This is a genomic window from Acinetobacter sp. YH12255, from assembly GCF_013417355.1.
Lineage (GTDB): Bacteria > Pseudomonadota > Gammaproteobacteria > Pseudomonadales > Moraxellaceae > Acinetobacter > Acinetobacter pseudolwoffii.
This window is the reverse complement of the sequence record NZ_VPEC01000015.1, coordinates 46,892-65,045: the sequence shown is the minus strand read 5'-3', so window position 1 is coordinate 65,045 and position 18,154 is coordinate 46,892. Positions and strand designations below refer to the sequence as shown.

Genomic DNA, 18,154 nt, shown 5'->3' with positions numbered 1-18,154 from the left:
TAGTTCAGTTAAAAAACAATATTTGTGACCCAGTTGTTGAGTGAAAATCTCCACAACACACGGAGAAAAAAATTGAAAGACTTGCTCGATATCATGCGCAAAAAGACGGATTCAGACGGTCATGCTCCAGTAGAGTTTGACCGCATCCGTATTGGTCTTGCGTCACCAGAAATGATTAAGTCATGGTCTCACGGTGAAGTTAAAAAGCCAGAAACCATTAACTATCGTACGTTCAAACCTGAACGTGATGGTTTATTCTGTGCCAAAATCTTTGGTCCAGTAAAAGATTACGAATGCTTGTGTGGTAAATACAAGCGTATGAAATACAAAGGCGTCATTTGTGAAAAATGTGGCGTTGAAGTAACAACTGCGAAAGTTCGTCGTGAACGTATGGGTCACATCGAGCTAGCTTCTCCAGTTGCACACATCTGGTTCTTGAAATCATTGCCGAGCCGTATCGGTCTATTATTAGACATGACGCTACGTGATATCGAACGCGTATTGTATTTCGAATCTTATGTGGTTACCGATCCTGGTATGACACCATTTGAGAAATACCAGCTTCTGAACGATGAAGAATACTTCAATGCGTTGGAAGAACACGGTGATGAATTCACAGCGAAAATGGGTGCTGAAGCGGTTCAAGACTTGTTGAAAGACATCGATCTTGAAGCTGAAATTGCGCGTCTTCGTGAAGAAATTCCTGTGACAACTTCAGAAACCAAGCTGAAAAAAGCCTCTAAGCGTTTGAAGTTGATGGAAGCATTCAACGATTCGAACAACAAGCCAGAATGGATGGTGTTGACTGTACTTCCAGTTCTGCCACCAGACCTTCGTCCGTTGGTACCACTTGAAGGTGGTCGTTTCGCGACTTCTGACTTGAACGATCTTTACCGTCGTGTGATTAACCGTAACAACCGTTTGAAGCGTCTTCTTGACCTTGCAGCGCCAGACATCATCGTACGTAACGAAAAACGTATGTTGCAAGAGTCTGTCGATGCATTGTTAGACAACGGTCGTCGTGGTCGTGCAATTACCGGTTCAAACAAGCGTCCGCTTAAATCTTTGGCAGATATGATCAAAGGTAAGCAAGGTCGTTTCCGTCAGAACTTATTGGGTAAACGTGTCGATTACTCAGGTCGTTCGGTCATTACCGTTGGTCCAAACCTGCGTTTGCACCAATGTGGTCTTCCGAAGAAAATGGCACTTGAACTGTTCAAGCCATTCATTTTCGCGAAACTACAAGCATCTGGTCAAGCAACCACCATTAAAGCTGCGAAGAAAATGGTTGAGCGCGAGACGCCAGAAGTTTGGGACGTTCTTGCTCACGTGATCCGTCAACATCCAGTGATGTTGAACCGTGCGCCAACACTTCACCGTCTAGGTCTTCAAGCATTTGAACCGATCCTGATTGAAGGTAAGGCGATCCGTCTACACCCGCTCGTGTGTGCTGCGTTTAACGCCGACTTCGATGGTGACCAAATGGCGGTACACGTACCATTAACACTTGAAGCGCAGTTAGAAGCGCGTGCGTTAATGATGTCGACCAACAACATCTTGTCTCCAGCGAACGGTGAGCCAATCATCGTGCCGTCTCAGGACGTTGTCTTGGGCTTGTATTACATCACGCGTGATGCAATCAATGCCAAAGGTGAGGGCATGGTGTTCGCGGATACTCACGAAGTAAACCGTGCACTGGCAACAGGTCAGGTTGATCTACACGCTCGCGTTAAAGCACGTGTACACCAGACTGTCATCGATGAAGATGGCAACCGTGAACATCAAACCATTATTGTAGATACCACACCTGGTCGCTGCCTACTTTGGGAAGTTGTGCCTGAAGGTATGGATTTCCAGCAAATTAACGTTGAGATGACCAAGAAAAATATCTCTAAGTTAATTAACTCTTGCTACCGTAAATTGGGTCTGAAAGATACTGTTATCTTCGCTGACCAATTGATGTACCTAGGCTTCCGTCAGGCGACGCGTTCAGGTGTATCTGTCGGTATGGAAGACATGGTTATTCCACCGCAAAAACAAGTCATTATTGGTAAAGCGGAAGCTGAAGTTCGTGAAATCGAACAACAGTTCGAACAAGGTTTCGTAACTGCCGGCGAACGTTATAACAAAGTGGTCGATATTTGGGCGCGTACCAATGATCAGGTTGCTAAAGCGATGATGGACAACTTGTCTTTCACGACTGTTAAAAACAAACAGGGTGAAGACGAGAAGCAAAAATCATTCAACTCGATCTACATGATGTCTGACTCGGGTGCCCGTGGTTCGGCAGCTCAGATTCGTCAGTTGGCGGGTATGCGTGGTTTGATGGCGAAGCCGGATGGCTCGATCATTGAGACGCCTATTAAAGCGAACTTCCGTGAAGGTTTGACTGTACTACAGTACTTCATCTCGACACACGGTGCGCGTAAAGGTTTGGCCGATACAGCACTGAAAACTGCGAACTCTGGTTACTTGACGCGTCGTCTGGTAGACGTTGCGCAAGACTTGGTGATTACCGAGCCAGATTGTGGCACCTTCGACGGTCTAGTAATGACACCATTCATTCAAGGTGGCGATGTTATCGAGAACTTGGGTGCACGAGTATTGGGTCGTGTGGTTGCTGAAGATGTGAAACGTGTCGGTACAGACGAAGTTCTGCTTCCACGTAATACTTTAATTGACGAGAAACTGGCAACGTTTATCGAAAGCCAAGGTGTCGACGAAATTAAAGTACGTTCGGTTGTAAACTGTGCGTCTACTTTCGGTGTATGTGCGAAATGTTACGGCCGTGACTTGGCGCGTGGTCATCAGGTGAACCCGGGTGAGTCTGTTGGTGTCATGGCAGCTCAATCGATTGGTGAACCAGGTACACAGTTAACTATGCGTACCTTCCACGTGGGTGGTGCTGCAAGCCGAACGTCTGCTGCAAACAGCGTACAAGTTCGTAACCAGGGTACAGTGCGTTTCCACAACGTGAAAACAGTACAACATGCCAAAGGTCACTTGGTATCGACTTCACGTTCAGGTGAGATCGGTATTGCGGATGATTTAGGTCGTGAGCGCGAGCGCTATAAACTGCCTTACGGTGCATCTATCTTGCTAAAAGATGGCGAAGCTGTAGAAGCAGGCGGTATCGTGGCGACTTGGGATCCGCATACACATCCATTGGTAACAGAAGTTGCAGGTAAAGTGCGTTTCAGCCAGATCGCTGATGGCGTGACCGTGACTTCGAAAACTGATGATGCAACAGGTATGTCAACCATCGAAATCTTGCCAGTGACTTCACGTCCTGCGTCAGGTAAAGATTTGCGTCCTGCTGTAGTGTTAGACACAGTTGAAGGCACTGAACAGTTCTACTTCTTGCCACAAAACACCATTCTTTCTGTCCGTGATGGCGAAACGATTGGTGTCGGTGACGTTATTGGTCGTGTACCACAAGAATCTTCACGTACCCGTGATATTACCGGTGGTCTACCGCGTGTAGCTGACTTGTTCGAAGCACGTAAGCCGAAAGAGCATGCAATCCTTGCAGAAGTATCGGGTGTTGTGAGCTTCGGTAAAGAAACCAAAGGTAAGAACCGTCTGGTGATTACACCGGATGATGGCTCTGAGATTTACGAAGAGCTGATTCCGAAATGGCGTACCATTAACGTGTTCGAAGGCGAACATGTGAACCGTGGTGAAACCATTTCTGACGGCCCACAGAACCCGCATGACATTTTACGTCTGAAAGGTGAAGTGGCGCTGACCAACTACATCGTGAACGAAGTTCAGGACGTATACCGTCTGCAAGGTGTAAAAATCAACGACAAGCACATTGAAGTCATCGTACGTCAAATGCTGCGTAAAGTGGATATCACTGATGGTGGCGATACCAGCTTCATCAAAGGCGAACAAGTGGATTACATCCGTGTTGTACAAGAAAACCAAGCAGTTCTTGCACAAAACAAGTTCCCTGCGAAGTTTGAACGTCTGTTGATGGGTATTACCAAAGCGTCGCTTTCGACTGACTCGTTCATCTCTGCTGCATCGTTCCAGGAAACCACACGTGTGTTAACTGAAGCGGCTGTAACAGGTAAAGAAGATGACTTACGCGGTCTGAAAGAAAACGTGGTTGTAGGTCGTCTGATCCCAGCGGGTACAGGTTTGGCTTACCATCTCGAGCGTCGTCGTCAAGAAGCAGAAGCTGCAGAATTTGAACTGCACAATGACTTCTCTGATGTTGATCAAGCTTTAAGTCAAGCATTTAACGAAGAATTCTAATTCAAGTTAAAGCTAAAAAAGAGACGCCTTCGGGCGTCTTTTTTGTCTTAAATACATAAAAATTAAAAGCTAATTAAAGGCTAAACAGCGGAATAATCCATTGATACTTACAAAACTCAGCAGGAATACCGAGAGAAGTAACACGCTCCATGTTTTAGTTTTATAAAATGAAGATAAGCTAAATTAAAGTATGAAAAGGAAGGCCAAAGTCATGAAAAAATTAATGGGTGTGATGGCAGTTGCAACTCTCTCCACCTTTATGCTGGCAGGTTGTGAAAGTATGTCTGCCAATGAGCAGCGTATCGGTGCTGCCGCCTTAGGTGGTGCAGTCGGTGGTGGTGTAGGTAATAGTGTCGGGGGTGGTCTTGGTTCTGCAGTCGGTGGTGGTGCAGGCGCAGCCGTGGGAAGTAAGTCCCAAGGTGGCTCAAACCGTAATGCGACCTATAGTGGTGTCGGCGGTGCTGTAGGCTCAGCTGTAGGTAAAAGCATATTCGGTGGGAATGCTGGTGCTGCGATTGGTGGTGCAATCGGTGGTGGCGCAGGTGCTGCGATCGAACAGGATAACCGCCGTCGTTAAGTCTGCACTGACTTTAAATCGATTCAGATCTAAAAGCGCCCATGTGGCGCTTTTACCTTATCCAGTTTTTTGAATTTTTCCTTTGCTTTGTTTGCGCCGGATATAAACCGTTTTTTGTACTTCGGCAATTCGAACGCCAGCCTCATCATAGATATTGAGCTGGTAATGGCGATATACCGGTGCATAGTCAGCAGCCAGGTCAATAATAGTACTGACTTCTTCAGCAGAGATGCGCACATCAGCAAAGACGGTGCCGCGACCCGGTGCTAAAAACTGGATACTCGCGCCCTTATCCCAGACGATATATTTCGGCCCTAAATGATGCATCAGTAAGAGCATATAAAATGGATCGACCATTGAATATAAGCTGCCACCAAAATGGACGCCGACAATATTCTGGTTTTTACGGGTCAGTGGCATTTTGACCCGAATGTGATAATGATTAAAATCAATTTTATCAATTTCGATGCCTGCACCACGATAGGGGGCATAGCGGTTCAGAATAAATTTTGAAACCAAAGGCAGTTTTTGAATTTTCTGGAATAGGCTCATGCTGACATTCTTTTTTCTTGTGTAGTTATGCATACTAGAGCAACAAAAATGCGCTGGCATTGATAAATTATTCCGATTTATAAACTATGCGGTCAATAACAACAACAGGATCAAAACATGGAAATGCAATGGGTCGATACCACGGATCAGCAGCGTCTTTGCGTTAAAACTTATGGACAGCCCACACGGCCGGCATTGGTACTGGTTCATGGCTACCCCGATCATCAAGCGGTTTGGGAGCCAGTCATTGCTTATTTGAGTCAGGATTATTTTGTTGTGAGCTACGATGTGCGCGGCACAGGTGAGTCCAGTATTCCTCAAAAAATCTCGGATTACCGCTTGGCACGCTTAAGTCAGGATCTGGAAGAGGTAGTGAGCAAGGTATTGCCGAATCGTGGTTTTCATCTGGCAGCGCATGACTGGGGTTCAATTCAGTCTTGGGAATCTGTCACAGATTTAAGATTCAAAGGCCGAATTCTGTCTTATAGCACGCTGTCTGGCCCTTGTCTGGATCATGCTGCTTTCTGGATGCGCGAGCAGTTCAATCAAGACAAAGCAAAATTTTTAAAGCAAATGAGCAAGTCCTGGTATATCGCGGTATTTCAGTTGCCTTTACTAGCCCCCTTGGCCTGGAATTTTTTTAATCCGCAGCGCTGGGCCAAGATTGTCCGGCAATTAGAAAGACGGGACGATCTGCCGCTGAACCCGAAAATCGTCAAAGATGGCAAGTATGGGGTAAACCTGTATCGGGCCAATTTTTTACCGCGTTTGGCTCGACCACGGCAGCGCTTTGCCATCTGTCCGGTACAAGCGATTGTGCTGAAATATGACCAGTTTGTCGGGCCTGATCTGGTCGATGAGATGGCAAAATGGGTCGATAATTTCTCTAAAGTGGAACTGGACGCCAATCACTGGGCAATTCTGAGCCAGCCAGAACAAGTGGCTCAATTAATTGATCACTTTATTCAGCGTCAATCTGCTGAAGTCGTTTAATCAGCCTCAGCACTGAACATGACTGCTGAAAGGAAAAGTGGCGGAATTTTTATCCGAATTTTCTGATAAAATAGCCGCTTTCTCTCTATTCCGATTCATTATGTTCGCAATTCTTGCTGCTATTGGAGTCATGTTCGGACTCTCATTGGCACGTGTACCTGTGGTTTTTGCCCTGGTCATTGGTGCTGTTACGGGTGGTTTACTGGCAGGTCTTGGCCTTCAGGGAACCTTGGACGCGTTTAACAATGGCTTGGGCGGCGGTGCCAAAATTGCCTTGGCTTACGGTATTTTAGGTGCATTTGCTTTGGCGTTGGCACGTTCAGGTTTGCCGGATTTGTTGGCGTATAAAATGATCAACACCTTAAAAGGTGAGGCTGATTTTAAAGCACAAAACCGGGTGAAATATCTGATCTTTTTTACAGTAGCCATTGCTGCGGTATTTTCCCAGAACGTGATTCCGGTACATATCGCCTTTATTCCAGTCCTGATTCCACCATTATTGACTGTATTTAACCATTTAAAGCTCGACCGTCGTTTGATTGCCTGTTTGCTGACATTTGGTCTGGTGGGAACCTATATGCTGATTCCGGTCGGTTTTGGTGCCATCTTCCTGAATGACATTCTGGGTCATAACATCAATACTTTTGGTAAGCCTTATGGTTTTGAAATTAGCTATGATCAGATTCCATCTGCAATGGCAATTCCAGTATTCGGTATGTTTGTGGGCTTATTGGTGGCGATCTTTATTAGCTATCGCAAACCACGTCAATATCAAGATATTCATGTCCAGGAACAGCAAAGTATTTCCGCTGAATTGGGTGTGGCTGAGCAGGTTAAACCGCAGATTGCCAAATTTACCATCTGGATGGCCGGCCTTGCAGTTATTGCCACATTGGCGGTACAGCTTTATTCAGACTCGATGATTCTGGCCGGTCTGGTCGGTGTCGCAATCCTGAGTTGTGCCGGGATCTTTAAATGGAAAGAAGCGGATGATGTGATCATTACCGGTATGCGCATGATGGCGCTAGTTGGCTTTATCATGATTGCGGCACAAGGCTTTGCCGCGGTGATTGAAGCGACTAATCAGGTACCAACCTTGGTTGAAGCATCAGTAAACTGGATTGGTAATAGTCAGGCACTGGCCGCATTTCTGATGCTGTTGATTGGTTTGCTGATCACATTGGGCATTGGTTCGTCTTTCTCGACCATTCCCATTCTGGCGATTATTTATGTTCCGCTGTGTATCCAGTTTGGTTTTAGTCCGGCTGCGACCATTGCCATTATCGGGACTGCGGCGGCTTTAGGCGATGCCGGCTCTCCAGCGTCAGATTCAACTCTAGGCCCAACTTCGGGTTTAAATATGGATGGTCAGCATGACCATATGAAGGACAGTGTGGTTCCAACCTTCATTCACTTCAATATTCCGTTGATGATTTTTGGCTGGATTGCAGCCATGGTTCTGTAAGTCAATTTCAATCTGCTCTAATATCTATTGGAGCAGATTTATCTGGATTTAAAATAAATAATAAGATGTATTTGAAATATATGTTTAAATAAAAATTAATATAAACCTGATTATTTTAGTCTGAATAAAACCATATTTATCTGATTAATATACTTGGTATTTAAAACCAACCAATCTAGTCAATTTAAAATAAATTATTTTATAAATCATAATGTTAAATAATGATTAAAAATTAGTTTTATAATGCTTATTGCATATTATTTTCCCTCGTGTTTATTATTAATTAAGATTTATTTTCTCAATAATTATTCTTCCTGTGGGGTATTTTAAAATGTTAAAGCAAGCTGCTCTAATTGCATTAATGGGTCTTTCTGCATCTGCGATGGCAGGTCAATGGCAGGTGAAAGTTGGTGCCAGTTCTTTAGCACCATCAAGTGACACTGAAATTGCAGCAGGCTTAGTCGTAGAAGCCGATCAGGAATATGGCTTTACGCCTTCGGTTGAATACTTCTTTAATGACAATATCTCGGCAGAATTATTATTGGCTACCCCGTTTAACCATGACATTTCTCTTCAAGGTGTGGGTAAGGTGGCTAAGATCAAACATCTGCCACCCACAATTACCGCTAAATATAACTTTAAAAATGCAACAAGCTTTACACCATATATTGGCGTAGGTGGCACAGCTTTTATTGCTTGGGATGAAGAAGGTCTGGCTAAAGACGTGAAAGAAGAGTTTGGTTTGGCAGGTCAAGTCGGCTTTAATTATCAGCCAGCCGATGCCAAAAACTGGGGAGTATTTGCTGACGTGCGCTATGCAGATTTGAGTCCTGAAGTGACTTTAGATGATGCTGATAATACTAAATTCGACTTGAATATTGATCCTTGGGTTTACACGATCGGTTATAGCTACAAGTTCTAAATTCTAGTCTTGCTTAATAAAAAAGCCTCATCTTGAATGAGGCTTTTTTTTTCAAAATAACAACGATTTATAACCTATTGAAATTGAGCAGATTGGCAATGTTCAAATATATTAAAACGAATAAAGTAAATATTAATTGAATACGACTTAATAATTGAATAATAAGGAAGATCAGCATGAGATTTTTAATGAAGAGTATTGTGATCTTCTGCGGCCTATTGGTCGCACCTGCCTATGCCGCAAGTTTTGATTGTCAGAAAGCTGAAACCGTGACCGAAAAAGCTATTTGTGAACATCGTCTGCTTAATGATGCCGATGTCAAAATGAGTACCAGCTATCATATCTTACGGCGTATGGTTCCGATGGGCACGCGTTCAGTGATTCAGCGCGATCAGGTCAAATGGTTGCAGTTTCGCGACCAGTGTCTGGAATCGGTCTCTTGCCTGAACCAAGTCTATAATATGCGGCAACAGCAACTGGACTTGCAGTTTCAGCGCATTTATAAGCTTGGGCCTTATTAAGTCTGACAGTCGGTCTGGCAAAGATTAAAACCCTGCCAGATCAAGTGCTCAAAAATATCTTGAGAAAAAATATACAACTGACTATTGAAAATTGAGGAACTCACTCCATTCATATAGGCAACAGTATTGACCTGTATTTAAAATAAAAGGAGTGATTAATGAGCGAGTCTAACGCACAAAAACATAGTTTCCAGGCTGAAGTAGCTCAGTTACTACATCTCGTGACCCATTCGCTTTATTCAAACCCTGAAATTTTTCTGCGCGAACTGATTTCGAATGCCTCGGATGCTTGTGACAAATTGCGTTTTGAAGGGATCAATCATCCCGAATTTTATGAAAATGATCCGGATTTACGTGTTCGTGTCAGCCTTGATGCAGAGAATAAGACCATTACCATTTCAGATAACGGAATTGGTCTAAGCGAACAGGAAGCTATTGATAATTTAGGCACCATTGCCAAATCGGGCACCAAAGACTTTATGTCTAAACTGACCGGTGACCAGAAGGCCGATGCCCAGCTGATTGGCCAGTTTGGGGTCGGTTTCTATTCCGGTTTTATTGTGGCAGACAAGATCACGGTAGAATCACGTCGTGCCGGTGCAGATGCATCTGAAGGCGTACGCTGGATCAGTGGTGGTACTGGTGAATTTGAAGTTGAACAAATTCAAAAAGCAGGTCGTGGTACCGATATTATTCTGCATCTGCGTGACGATGCGCTGGACTATTTGCAAAGCCATAAAGTCAAACAGATCATCAATAAATACTCAGACCACATCAGCCTGCCAATCCAGATGCAAAAAGAAGTCTGGCAGGAAGAAGAAGCAGCTGAAGGGGAAACACCGAAAGGTGGCCAGTATGTCAAGACTGATGAGTGGGAAGCGATTAACTCGGCCAGCGCACTCTGGACACGGAGCAAGTCTGAAATTACTGAAGAACAATATGTCGAGTTCTACAAAAACTTAAGCCATGATTTCACGGCGCCATTGGCCTGGGCGCATAACCGGGTGGAAGGCAGTACTGAATATACCCAGTTATTGTATATTCCAAGCAAAGCCCCACATGACATTTTCACCCGTGAATCAAAAGCCGGTATCAAGCTGTATGTGAAACGTGTCTTTATTATGGATGATGCGGATAATCTGATTCCGAATTACCTGCGCTTTGTACAAGGCGTGGTAGACAGTGCCGATTTACCACTGAACGTCAGCCGTGAGTTACTGCAAGAAAGCCGCGATGTGAAAACCATCCGTGACGGGAATGCCCGCCGTATCCTGACGATTCTGGATCATCTGGCCAAATCTGAAGATGAAAAAGATCAGGAAAAATTCAAGACTTTCCATCAGGAATTTGCTTCAGTGTTGAAAGAAGGCCTGGGTGAAGATTTTGCCAACCGTGAACGTATTTTGAAACTGCTGCGTTATGCAACCTCGAACAATGATGAAGTCAGCACTTCATTGGCAGACTATAAAGCAGGCATGAAAGATGGCCAGAAAGCCATCTATTATGTGACTGCAGACAGCCTGAATGCTGCAAAGAATTCACCGCAGCTGGAACTGTTCAAGAAGAAAGGCATTGAAGTTCTGCTCATGACCGAACGCGTAGATGAATGGGCGATGAACTTTGTGAATGAGTTCGATGGCACGCCGTTGCAAAACGTGTCTAAGGGTGCAGTTGATTTGGGCGATCTTCAGGATGCTGAAGAGAAAAAAGCACTTGAAGAAGCCGCAGCCCAGTTTAAACCGGTGGTCGAGAAGCTGACTGATTCACTCAAAGACAAGACCAAAGAAGTGCGCGTGACTACGCGTCTGGTCGATTCACCGGCCTGTCTGGTGACTGGAGAAGGGGAACTATCTCCACAATTAATCCGTATGCTAAAAGATGCAGGTCAGCCTGTACCGGATATGAAGCCGATTCTGGAAATCAACCCGGAACATCCTTTGGTGAAAAAACTGGATGGCTCAGCGCAGTTTGACGATCTGGCCAATGTGATCTTTGATCAGGCGGTGATTGCAGAAGGTGGATTACCAGAAAATCCTGCTGAGTATGTGAAGCGTATCAATAGCTTGTTGCTTGCTTAACACATGATGCTCTAAGCTAAAAAATCTCTCTACGGAGTAATGCCAGTCAGTTAAGGAATTGACTGGCATTTTCTTTTTCAAATTCATGATTATATCTGATAGATAGAAAAGTCATCCGCAACTGTTTGAGGCATGAGGTGTATTGCACCACAAGATTTAAAAATGATTGTTTCTGCGACAAATTTACTAATCGATGGTGGCTGACGAGTTTTGCGGTGAGGAGTGTTGCTCCGCAAGATGCCTTCCTTGCGAAGCTTCGCTTCTCATTTGGGCGAAACCAAAGTAACAAATTATTTTTAAGTATTTGATTTATAAATTTAAGACTCCGTCGTGAACGACTAAAAAGTTAAAGAGTCTATTTCTAAACTCCTTAACTGATCAGCATTACCTCTACGGAGGGATTTTTTAGCTTTGCACCGCGCTTGAGTTTAAAACAATGCCTCTAAACGCACCAAAGCACCAACATAGTGATCACGATCTTCGCGATGATCATTCAGATAGTTGAGGTCGGTCTGGACAAAAAACCATTCACGTAAAAAAGGCTGTCTCCAGGACACATACGGTCCCCAGCGATTCAGACGCAGATCCTTGTCATTTAGATAACCGCCAGTATAAATACCATAGCTAAAACGGTTGTCCTGAAAAAACTGATGTTGCCTAAAGGTATAGTTGTCCCAGGTCAGATCATCATCTTGATCATCTGCATAGGTCAGACTGAGCTGATTGGAAAAAAATGCCTGATTGGGACGGGCATGGATCAGTTCCAGATTGGTACGCAAATAGTTTTCACTTTGAATCCCGTAGCGATAAATCTGTTCGGCATGAAAAAAGTAGTCATTTTCCAGTGTCCAATCTTTACTGGCTTTGACGCGCAGGTAGATATCATCTCCGGAGCGTAAACCTAGATCCAGATCGGTTTCAAAAGGAATCCGGTCTGACCATTCCGACCAACGTAAGGCGAATGAGCTGTTATCCTGGCGTGCGCGCTTGGTATCGAGACGCTTATCTCCAGATGTTGCCGGATTTTCATTGGTAATCGCGACATTACTGTCTAATTCATTGTCCAGACTGTCATCACCGAAGACCAGACTCAGCTTTTGTTCTAAGGTGGGAAGTTTGATTCTGCCACGGATACGGGGCTTAATCTCATAGCCCTCATATTCATCCCAGCGATTATCCAAAATGACACGCAGTGTGGCGGCAGCCGGCTGATCCGGATCAGTTTCACCGAACCAGTTGTCAATCTTATACGCAGTACGATCTGCCCATTCTCGGATGCCTTTCTGTTTCTGATCGGCCCATGAATGATTTTCCGTTTCTAGCGTTGGCGGGACGATGGCGGTATTCGACTGCTCTGGAAGAATGGTTGGTGTTGCATCAATCAAACGCGGAATTTGATCCAGCAGTCCTGAACGTGCCGGCTCAACACTCTCCGAGTTTTTTTCCTGGTCTGAAGAAGCATCTTTTACTGAATTTGCCCAAGACATGCTACTGCTGATTCCCATGCCAAGAGAGAGCAGGAAGATCTGAGTAATTCGATTTATTTGCATGAGATATTTATTACTCTTGTATTCTTTTATTCAGCTGTAGTTTTCTTAAATATAGCGATAAAAAGCAAGTTAAAGCTACAAAATAACAGCAATTATTCAATGATTTGAGTCTGAATTGCCTGATAAAGCTCCATGACCTGAATGGGTTGCGACATCATTAAAATAATCGTGTGAATTTTTTGCCAGTTTAGCTGTTGATCACGTTGCAGCAAGATAGATGGATAGGCCAGTTCATCCTCTGCGAGAGACAGGCGTTTTTCACCATGAATCACGCGTATTCGCTGATGTTCTTGCAATAAGAGTATCGGTGTAGAGAAATCCGCAAGGGCTTCCTCAAATGAGATAAATTTTTGTTTCTGAATCGAATCTGCCGGAATATAAGGATAATAATCGGGTTGTGTCCAGACTATTTCTGCTTGTTGCAAATAGGCTTTTGACAACAGATGCAATTGCGTGAAACCTGTACTTAATTGAGGCCACGACAGCGATTTAATCGCAGCAGCCTGATACTGATGCTGACTCAACCAATGCTCAATACAATAGTGCGCCTGTAATTGACTTGATGCACCCAAAAGCATCAGATATTTAATAAACTGGCCTTGCAGATTCAGCTGCTCCACCAAATAAACTTGGCGTGCCTGCCAGTGATCTTCTGCGGCATAATACAGCACAATATCCAGATAGGCTGGATGCCCGACATCAGGTTCCAATTCTAAAGCACAAAGCCGCTGGAGATTGGTATCTTCCGGAGTCAAAGGCTGAACCTGCGCAATCACGTCTCCCAGTTGAATCTCAGCGGGAAAATCGATCACTTCTGGGACAATAATTTTTTCCTGCACAATCGCAGTTTCAGTGGGTAATGGATGATCTAGATACTCAGACGTGGCCTGTATCTGAATGTGTGGTTCATCTGAATGATTTAAGCTTAATGAGTTGATTTTTGCTTTTTGTCGGCCACGATGATATCGAGTCGTGGCCGCCGCTTTTAAGCTGGCTTCTGCTTCATTCAGGGATAAGGCCGGTACAGTCAATGGAGGAGCCGCTTGCAGACCGGTTGTCAATTGTTGCTGTGACAGCCAGATAGAACATTGTTGTAACTCATTCCATTCACTGTTTAGTGCAGGATGCTTCGGTGCCGGAATTAGCCAGACCTGCCAGCCACGCTCAGGATGATGTAGAATTGCCCAGCCTATATCTGGCTGGGTATACAGTGCCTTTTCCAGAGCTGGAATTTCAGTGAAATAACCACAAAAACTTAGATGATAGGGGGTACTGGCGGAAAATTGATAGGCAGCAAGTTCAGGCTGGGTCTGGGCTTTAAACGCTAAAATCTGATTTTTAAAAATAGGTTCATCACAAAGATTAAAGATATCACGAATTCTTTTTTTGAAACGGGCCACGTCGTACAGAGGTAGAGCCTGATGCTCCAGTTGCTGGATCAATTCATGTAATTCCTTGACTAAGTGTGCTTTTTTTAAAGCGTTCATTTTATATCTCTAGATATGTTTTAGCGCTTTATCCAAAGTTTGGGCCAGCACCATATTCAGCGCCAACTCGATTAATTTGTATTCAGCAGAATGAGGATCTGTATGGCGTTCTGCCATTTCAATCAGAAAATCAATAGAAATGGACTGAGGTGAAATTTTGCCCTGCACCAATGCCTGAAGTCTGTTCATAACAATGCTTTTGTATTATCAGTATTTTTATATTGCTACAATTATATGCGTAGATCACATGAAATAGTGATTTATTTTAACTGTTTTATATTTATAAACTAGTAAATTTAATGACAAAAAAGCGATCAATATCAATGGAAAATAACAAAATATGAAATGATCGATAATTTTTAAAATACAGATTTTCTTCAGAGAGCAGCTAAATTAAATCGATATAAAAAACAGGCTGAATCAATCAGCCTGTTTGCATAAAAACTTGTTGGGTATTAAGCAGTTTTTTCAGTTGCCGGCGTTGCAGTTTCTGTATTTACAGTTTCAGCAGGTGCTTTGCTTGCCGGAAAGTCTGGCAGATAAACCACTTGTGCCATTTGCGCTGATGCTTGAACAGAAAAAGCCATAACAGTTGCTGCGAAAGCAAATTTAAGAGCATTCATGGGACGACCTTTAATATCAGGGTGTTCAACAACTTGAACAGAGGGGAGAGTATTTAAACTTGATTCGGGTGAAATCATAGCAAATAAGGCTGAATAGAAAATGATAGATTCGGCAAAAGCAGCACCTAAAAATTAGAAAAATTATTCTACAAAACAATATATTAGTGTATTTGCTCTAGTCTGGATTTCGGCTGTTTACGGGGCTTTTATGGTTGTTAGTCACAATGGAAATTTGAATATCATGAACTGCCAAAATAAGGTCAACAGGTTTTCATCTGCTCAGATGAAAGCTTTGTTCAATCCATGTAAGTTTTTGCTGTCGCTTGTTTACGCGCTGCTGCAATCCTGTGGGAATGAACTAAGATGGATTTTCATTCATGTTTACAATGAGAGTTTCATTATGGCAATTGCAAAAGTGGTGGAAGTTAATTCAAGCAGTACGAAAAGCTTTGAAGATGCGATTCAAACCGGTATTCAAAAAGTCACAGAAACCATCAAAAATGTACAAGGTGCCTGGATCAATGAACAGAAGGTGGTCATCAAAGAAAATAAAATCACGGAATATCGTGTAAATTTAAAAATTAGTTTTCTGGTCGACTAAGTCAATGAGTGTAAATGACAGGCAAAAAACATCCCCATCTGAAATGGGGATGTTTTTATAAATTTTCTGAGTTCGATTGCCTAGGCGTATTGCAACTCTCTGTTGAGTATTATTCAGCCGGATTTTCTGCTACAGTCTCCAGCGCTTTCTCAAAAACCTGCAAGAACACTTCTTTAGGCTGCGCGCCTGCCAAGGCCACACGTTGATCAAAAACAAAGAAAGGTACACCAGTCACTTTGAGCTGATCCTGTGCCACTTCCTGATCAAATTTGACAAAATCAGAAAATTCATCAGAGTCCAGTAAGTCATCGACCTCGACCGGATTCAGGCCAATACGTGCTGCGACATCTTCCAGTGTTTCACGCTCTCCAATGGCCAAGCCTTGCGTCATATAGCTATAGAAGAAAGCTTCCTGTGCATCAGTACCCAAACCTTTGCTTTGCGCCAGATGAATAATACGATGCGCATTGAAAGTATTGCCTGAGTTGGCACCTTCCCAGTTAAATTCAATGCCTTCAGCTTTGGCCATCTCGGCAATATTACGCTGCATTTCTTCGACTTCAGCTACGCTACGACCATATTTTTGTGCCAGACGCTCAGAATTGGACACTTCCTGGCGCATTGGTGCTTCAGGGTCGAGCTGGTAACTGTGCCAATGCACTTCAAGCTCAATGCCTGCTTCTTGTGCAGCTGCTTCTAAACGTTTTTTACCAATATAGCAGAAGGGGCAAACCACATCTGACCAGATATCTACGCGCATGTCATGTCTCTAATTTACTCTTGTGTTTAAGTATGAGGGTGAAGAATCAGAATTTAAAGTCCTTGAGCATCAGAAGGGGATTTCTACAGCATATTGGCAGCATGAAGATTGGACGAGAATATGAATGATAGCCTGATGATTTCGTCCAAAGAGTCTGCTTATGGCTATTCAAGAAAGATAAAAATCCCATAAAAAAACGCCCCGTAGGGCGTTTTTCGAATGCAGTCAATTATGCAGTTTTTACTGCAGCTTCAACAGCCAGCATGTGACCATTTTCTTCGAAGTTTGAATGCCAAGACAGCGCTTCACGAAGCAGATGAGGCGTATGGCCGCCTTTTGCAGAAGCACGGTCAAAGTAATCATTCAGGGCATCACGATACATTGGGTGTGCACAGTGATCAATCACTGCACGGGCACGCTCACGTGGCGCTAAACCACGAAGATCTGCCAAACCTTGTTCAGTTACCAGAATATCTACATCGTGTTCCGCATGGTCGATATGTGAAGCAAAAGGCACTACAGAAGAGATGTCGCCACCTTTCGCAATAGATTTGGTCACGAAGATCGCCAGGTGCGCATTACGTGCGAAGTCACCTGAACCACCAATACCGTTCATCATTTTGGTACCGCAGACGTGAGTCGAGTTCACGTTACCGTAAATATCAAACTCAAGTGCCGTGTTGATACCGATAATACCTAAACGACGTACCAGTTCAGGATGGTTCGAAATTTCCTGTGGACGTAATACCAGTTTGTCTTTGTATTGTTCCAGGTTGTTAAATACTTTCTCGCCATATTTAGCAGACAGGGTAATCGAAGAACCTGAAGCAAACTTCATTTTGCCTGCATCAATCAATTCAAAGGTACAGTCTTGTAGTACTTCTGAGTACATGATCAAGTCTTCGAAGTTCGAATCTTTCAGACCGGTCAATACTGCGTTGGCAATTGAGCCAATCCCCGCCTGTAATGGACCTAAGTTTTTCGGTAGACGCTCTTCAGCCACTTCTTTTTCAAAGAAAGCGATCAAATGATTGGCGATGCTTTGCGTCTCATCATCTGGTGCAGTCACTGTAGATGGTGAGTCGTGCAAGTCATTGTTGAATACGATACCGACAATTTTTGCTGGATCAATATTGATCGCATGTGTCCCGATACGCTCATCCACTTGAGTCAAAGGAATCGCTTGACGCGTTGGACGGTATGACGGGATATAGATATCGTGTAAGCCTTCAAATGCCGGGCTTAAGTTGGTATTGATTTCTACAATTACTTTTTCAGCAAAGATTGCAAAGCTTGCAGAGTTACCTACAGATGTGGTTGGAATGATGCCGCCATCTTCAGTGATTGCAACCGCTTCAATGATCGCAACATCTGGTTTTTTCAGCTGTTGGTTACGCATTTGTTCAACAGTTTCAGACAAATGCTGGTCGATGAACATCACTTCGCCGTTGTTGATCGCCTTACGTAAAGTGTTGTCGACCTGGAACGGTAAACGACGTGCCAGTACGCCAGCTTCAGTCAGTTGTTTGTCTAGATCGTTTCCTAGTGATGCACCAGTAATTAACGTGATCTTTAATGGATTTGCTTTTGCTTGTTGAACTAAAGCTAAAGGAACCGCCTTCGCTTCACCCGCGCGAGTAAAGCCACTCATACCCACAGTCATGCCATCTTTGATGAATTCAGCCGCTTGTTCTGGACTGATGACTTTGTTGTGTAGGGAGGCTAAACGGATACGATCTAAAGACATTTTAACTCTCATTAA

At 43.8% G+C, this 18,154-nt stretch carries 15 protein-coding genes; 8 read left to right on the top strand and 7 right to left on the bottom strand.

What is annotated here, in order from left to right; genetic code table 11:
• Positions 1 to 72: 72 nt before the first annotated feature.
• A complete protein-coding gene (gene rpoC / locus FTV30_RS08325; RefSeq protein ID WP_005173031.1) occupies positions 73 to 4,263 on the top strand; it encodes a DNA-directed RNA polymerase subunit beta' in 4,191 nt (1,396 codons plus the stop codon).
• A 211-nt stretch (positions 4,264 to 4,474) separates the two neighbouring features.
• Positions 4,475 to 4,840 carry a hypothetical protein gene (locus tag FTV30_RS08320; RefSeq protein ID WP_005095281.1) on the top strand — a complete coding sequence of 122 codons (366 nt, stop codon included), beginning with the start codon at positions 4,475 to 4,477 and terminating at the stop codon, positions 4,838 to 4,840.
• Positions 4,841 to 4,897: 57 nt separating this feature from the next.
• Here the strand turns inward: FTV30_RS08320 and FTV30_RS08315 are convergent, their stop codons facing one another.
• The gene (locus tag FTV30_RS08315; RefSeq protein ID WP_205668332.1) at positions 4,898 to 5,392 is read right to left on the bottom strand and encodes a DUF4442 domain-containing protein; all 495 of its coding nucleotides are present in this window, start codon (positions 5,390 to 5,392) and stop codon (positions 4,898 to 4,900) included.
• Positions 5,393 to 5,509: 117 nt separating this feature from the next.
• On the opposite strand from FTV30_RS08315, the gene FTV30_RS08310 reads away from it, so the two are divergent.
• The 5 genes from FTV30_RS08310 (at position 5,510) to htpG (ending at position 11,371) form a co-directional block, all read left to right on the top strand.
• A complete protein-coding gene (locus tag FTV30_RS08310; RefSeq protein WP_180001404.1) occupies positions 5,510 to 6,385 on the top strand; it encodes an alpha/beta fold hydrolase in 876 nt (291 codons plus the stop codon).
• Positions 6,386 to 6,485: 100 nt separating this feature from the next.
• Positions 6,486 to 7,850 carry a Na+/H+ antiporter family protein gene (locus FTV30_RS08305; RefSeq protein WP_005173021.1) on the top strand — a complete coding sequence of 455 codons (1,365 nt, stop codon included), beginning with the start codon at positions 6,486 to 6,488 and terminating at the stop codon, positions 7,848 to 7,850.
• A gap of 331 nt (positions 7,851 to 8,181) precedes the next feature.
• Positions 8,182 to 8,772, top strand: a complete 591-nt coding sequence (locus tag FTV30_RS08300; protein ID WP_180001403.1) for an OmpW family protein — start codon at positions 8,182 to 8,184, stop codon at positions 8,770 to 8,772.
• Between the two features lie 176 nt (positions 8,773 to 8,948).
• Positions 8,949 to 9,293, top strand: a complete 345-nt coding sequence (locus FTV30_RS08295; RefSeq protein ID WP_005095291.1) for a lysozyme inhibitor LprI family protein — start codon at positions 8,949 to 8,951, stop codon at positions 9,291 to 9,293.
• 158 nt (positions 9,294 to 9,451) lie between these two features.
• Positions 9,452 to 11,371: a molecular chaperone HtpG gene (gene htpG / locus FTV30_RS08290; RefSeq protein ID WP_074383935.1), complete on the top strand. Its 1,920-nt coding sequence runs from the start codon at positions 9,452 to 9,454 to the stop codon at positions 11,369 to 11,371.
• Between the two features lie 428 nt (positions 11,372 to 11,799).
• On the opposite strand, the gene FTV30_RS08285 is transcribed toward htpG, so the two are convergent.
• The 4 genes from FTV30_RS08285 to FTV30_RS08270 all read right to left on the bottom strand — a co-directional run bounded on the left by FTV30_RS08285 (position 11,800) and on the right by FTV30_RS08270 (position 15,031).
• Entirely contained in the window at positions 11,800 to 12,921 is a 1,122-nt protein-coding gene (locus FTV30_RS08285) for a hypothetical protein (RefSeq protein WP_180001402.1), read from the bottom strand.
• Between the two features lie 92 nt (positions 12,922 to 13,013).
• Positions 13,014 to 14,408, bottom strand: a complete 1,395-nt coding sequence (locus FTV30_RS08280; RefSeq protein ID WP_159138678.1) for a hypothetical protein — start codon at positions 14,406 to 14,408, stop codon at positions 13,014 to 13,016.
• Positions 14,409 to 14,417: 9 nt separating this feature from the next.
• Entirely contained in the window at positions 14,418 to 14,597 is a 180-nt protein-coding gene (locus FTV30_RS08275) for a hypothetical protein (RefSeq protein ID WP_005095300.1), read from the bottom strand.
• Between the two features lie 266 nt (positions 14,598 to 14,863).
• Positions 14,864 to 15,031: a hypothetical protein gene (locus FTV30_RS08270; RefSeq protein WP_171063334.1), complete on the bottom strand. Its 168-nt coding sequence runs from the start codon at positions 15,029 to 15,031 to the stop codon at positions 14,864 to 14,866.
• A gap of 400 nt (positions 15,032 to 15,431) precedes the next feature.
• Between FTV30_RS08270 and FTV30_RS08265 the strand changes: the two genes are divergently transcribed.
• Positions 15,432 to 15,632 carry a dodecin family protein gene (locus tag FTV30_RS08265; protein ID WP_005095303.1) on the top strand — a complete coding sequence of 67 codons (201 nt, stop codon included), beginning with the start codon at positions 15,432 to 15,434 and terminating at the stop codon, positions 15,630 to 15,632.
• Positions 15,633 to 15,741: 109 nt separating this feature from the next.
• Here FTV30_RS08265 and FTV30_RS08260 read toward each other — a convergent pair whose 3' ends face one another.
• Both FTV30_RS08260 and FTV30_RS08255 read right to left on the bottom strand, forming a co-directional pair.
• The gene (locus tag FTV30_RS08260) at positions 15,742 to 16,392 is read right to left on the bottom strand and encodes a DsbA family oxidoreductase (protein WP_005172996.1); all 651 of its coding nucleotides are present in this window, start codon (positions 16,390 to 16,392) and stop codon (positions 15,742 to 15,744) included.
• A gap of 229 nt (positions 16,393 to 16,621) precedes the next feature.
• A complete protein-coding gene (locus FTV30_RS08255; protein WP_005095307.1) occupies positions 16,622 to 18,139 on the bottom strand; it encodes an acetyl-CoA hydrolase/transferase family protein in 1,518 nt (505 codons plus the stop codon).
• Between the last annotated feature and the right edge of the window lie 15 nt (positions 18,140 to 18,154).

Bases quoted from the DNA above. Each gene is read 5' to 3' on its own strand.
- FTV30_RS08310 (WP_180001404.1), top strand. From the start codon at position 5,510: ATGGAAATGCAATGGGTCGATACCACGGATCAGCAGCGTCTTTGCGTT.
- FTV30_RS08295 (WP_005095291.1), top strand. From the start codon at position 8,949: ATGAGATTTTTAATGAAGAGTATTGTGATCTTCTGCGGCCTATTGGTC.
- FTV30_RS08285 (WP_180001402.1), bottom strand. From the start codon at position 12,921: ATGCAAATAAATCGAATTACTCAGATCTTCCTGCTCTCTCTTGGCATG.
- FTV30_RS08280 (WP_159138678.1), bottom strand. From the start codon at position 14,408: ATGAACGCTTTAAAAAAAGCACACTTAGTCAAGGAATTACATGAATTG.
- FTV30_RS08255 (WP_005095307.1), bottom strand. From the start codon at position 18,139: ATGTCTTTAGATCGTATCCGTTTAGCCTCCCTACACAACAAAGTCATC.
- FTV30_RS08270 (WP_171063334.1), bottom strand. From the start codon at position 15,031: ATGAATGCTCTTAAATTTGCTTTCGCAGCAACTGTTATGGCTTTTTCT.
- htpG (WP_074383935.1), top strand. From the start codon at position 9,452: ATGAGCGAGTCTAACGCACAAAAACATAGTTTCCAGGCTGAAGTAGCT.
- FTV30_RS08300 (WP_180001403.1), top strand. From the start codon at position 8,182: ATGTTAAAGCAAGCTGCTCTAATTGCATTAATGGGTCTTTCTGCATCT.
- FTV30_RS08315 (WP_205668332.1), bottom strand. From the start codon at position 5,392: ATGAGCCTATTCCAGAAAATTCAAAAACTGCCTTTGGTTTCAAAATTT.
- FTV30_RS08275 (WP_005095300.1), bottom strand. From the start codon at position 14,597: ATGAACAGACTTCAGGCATTGGTGCAGGGCAAAATTTCACCTCAGTCC.
- FTV30_RS08320 (WP_005095281.1), top strand. From the start codon at position 4,475: ATGAAAAAATTAATGGGTGTGATGGCAGTTGCAACTCTCTCCACCTTT.
- FTV30_RS08265 (WP_005095303.1), top strand. From the start codon at position 15,432: ATGGCAATTGCAAAAGTGGTGGAAGTTAATTCAAGCAGTACGAAAAGC.
- FTV30_RS08260 (WP_005172996.1), bottom strand. From the start codon at position 16,392: ATGCGCGTAGATATCTGGTCAGATGTGGTTTGCCCCTTCTGCTATATT.
- FTV30_RS08305 (WP_005173021.1), top strand. From the start codon at position 6,486: ATGTTCGCAATTCTTGCTGCTATTGGAGTCATGTTCGGACTCTCATTG.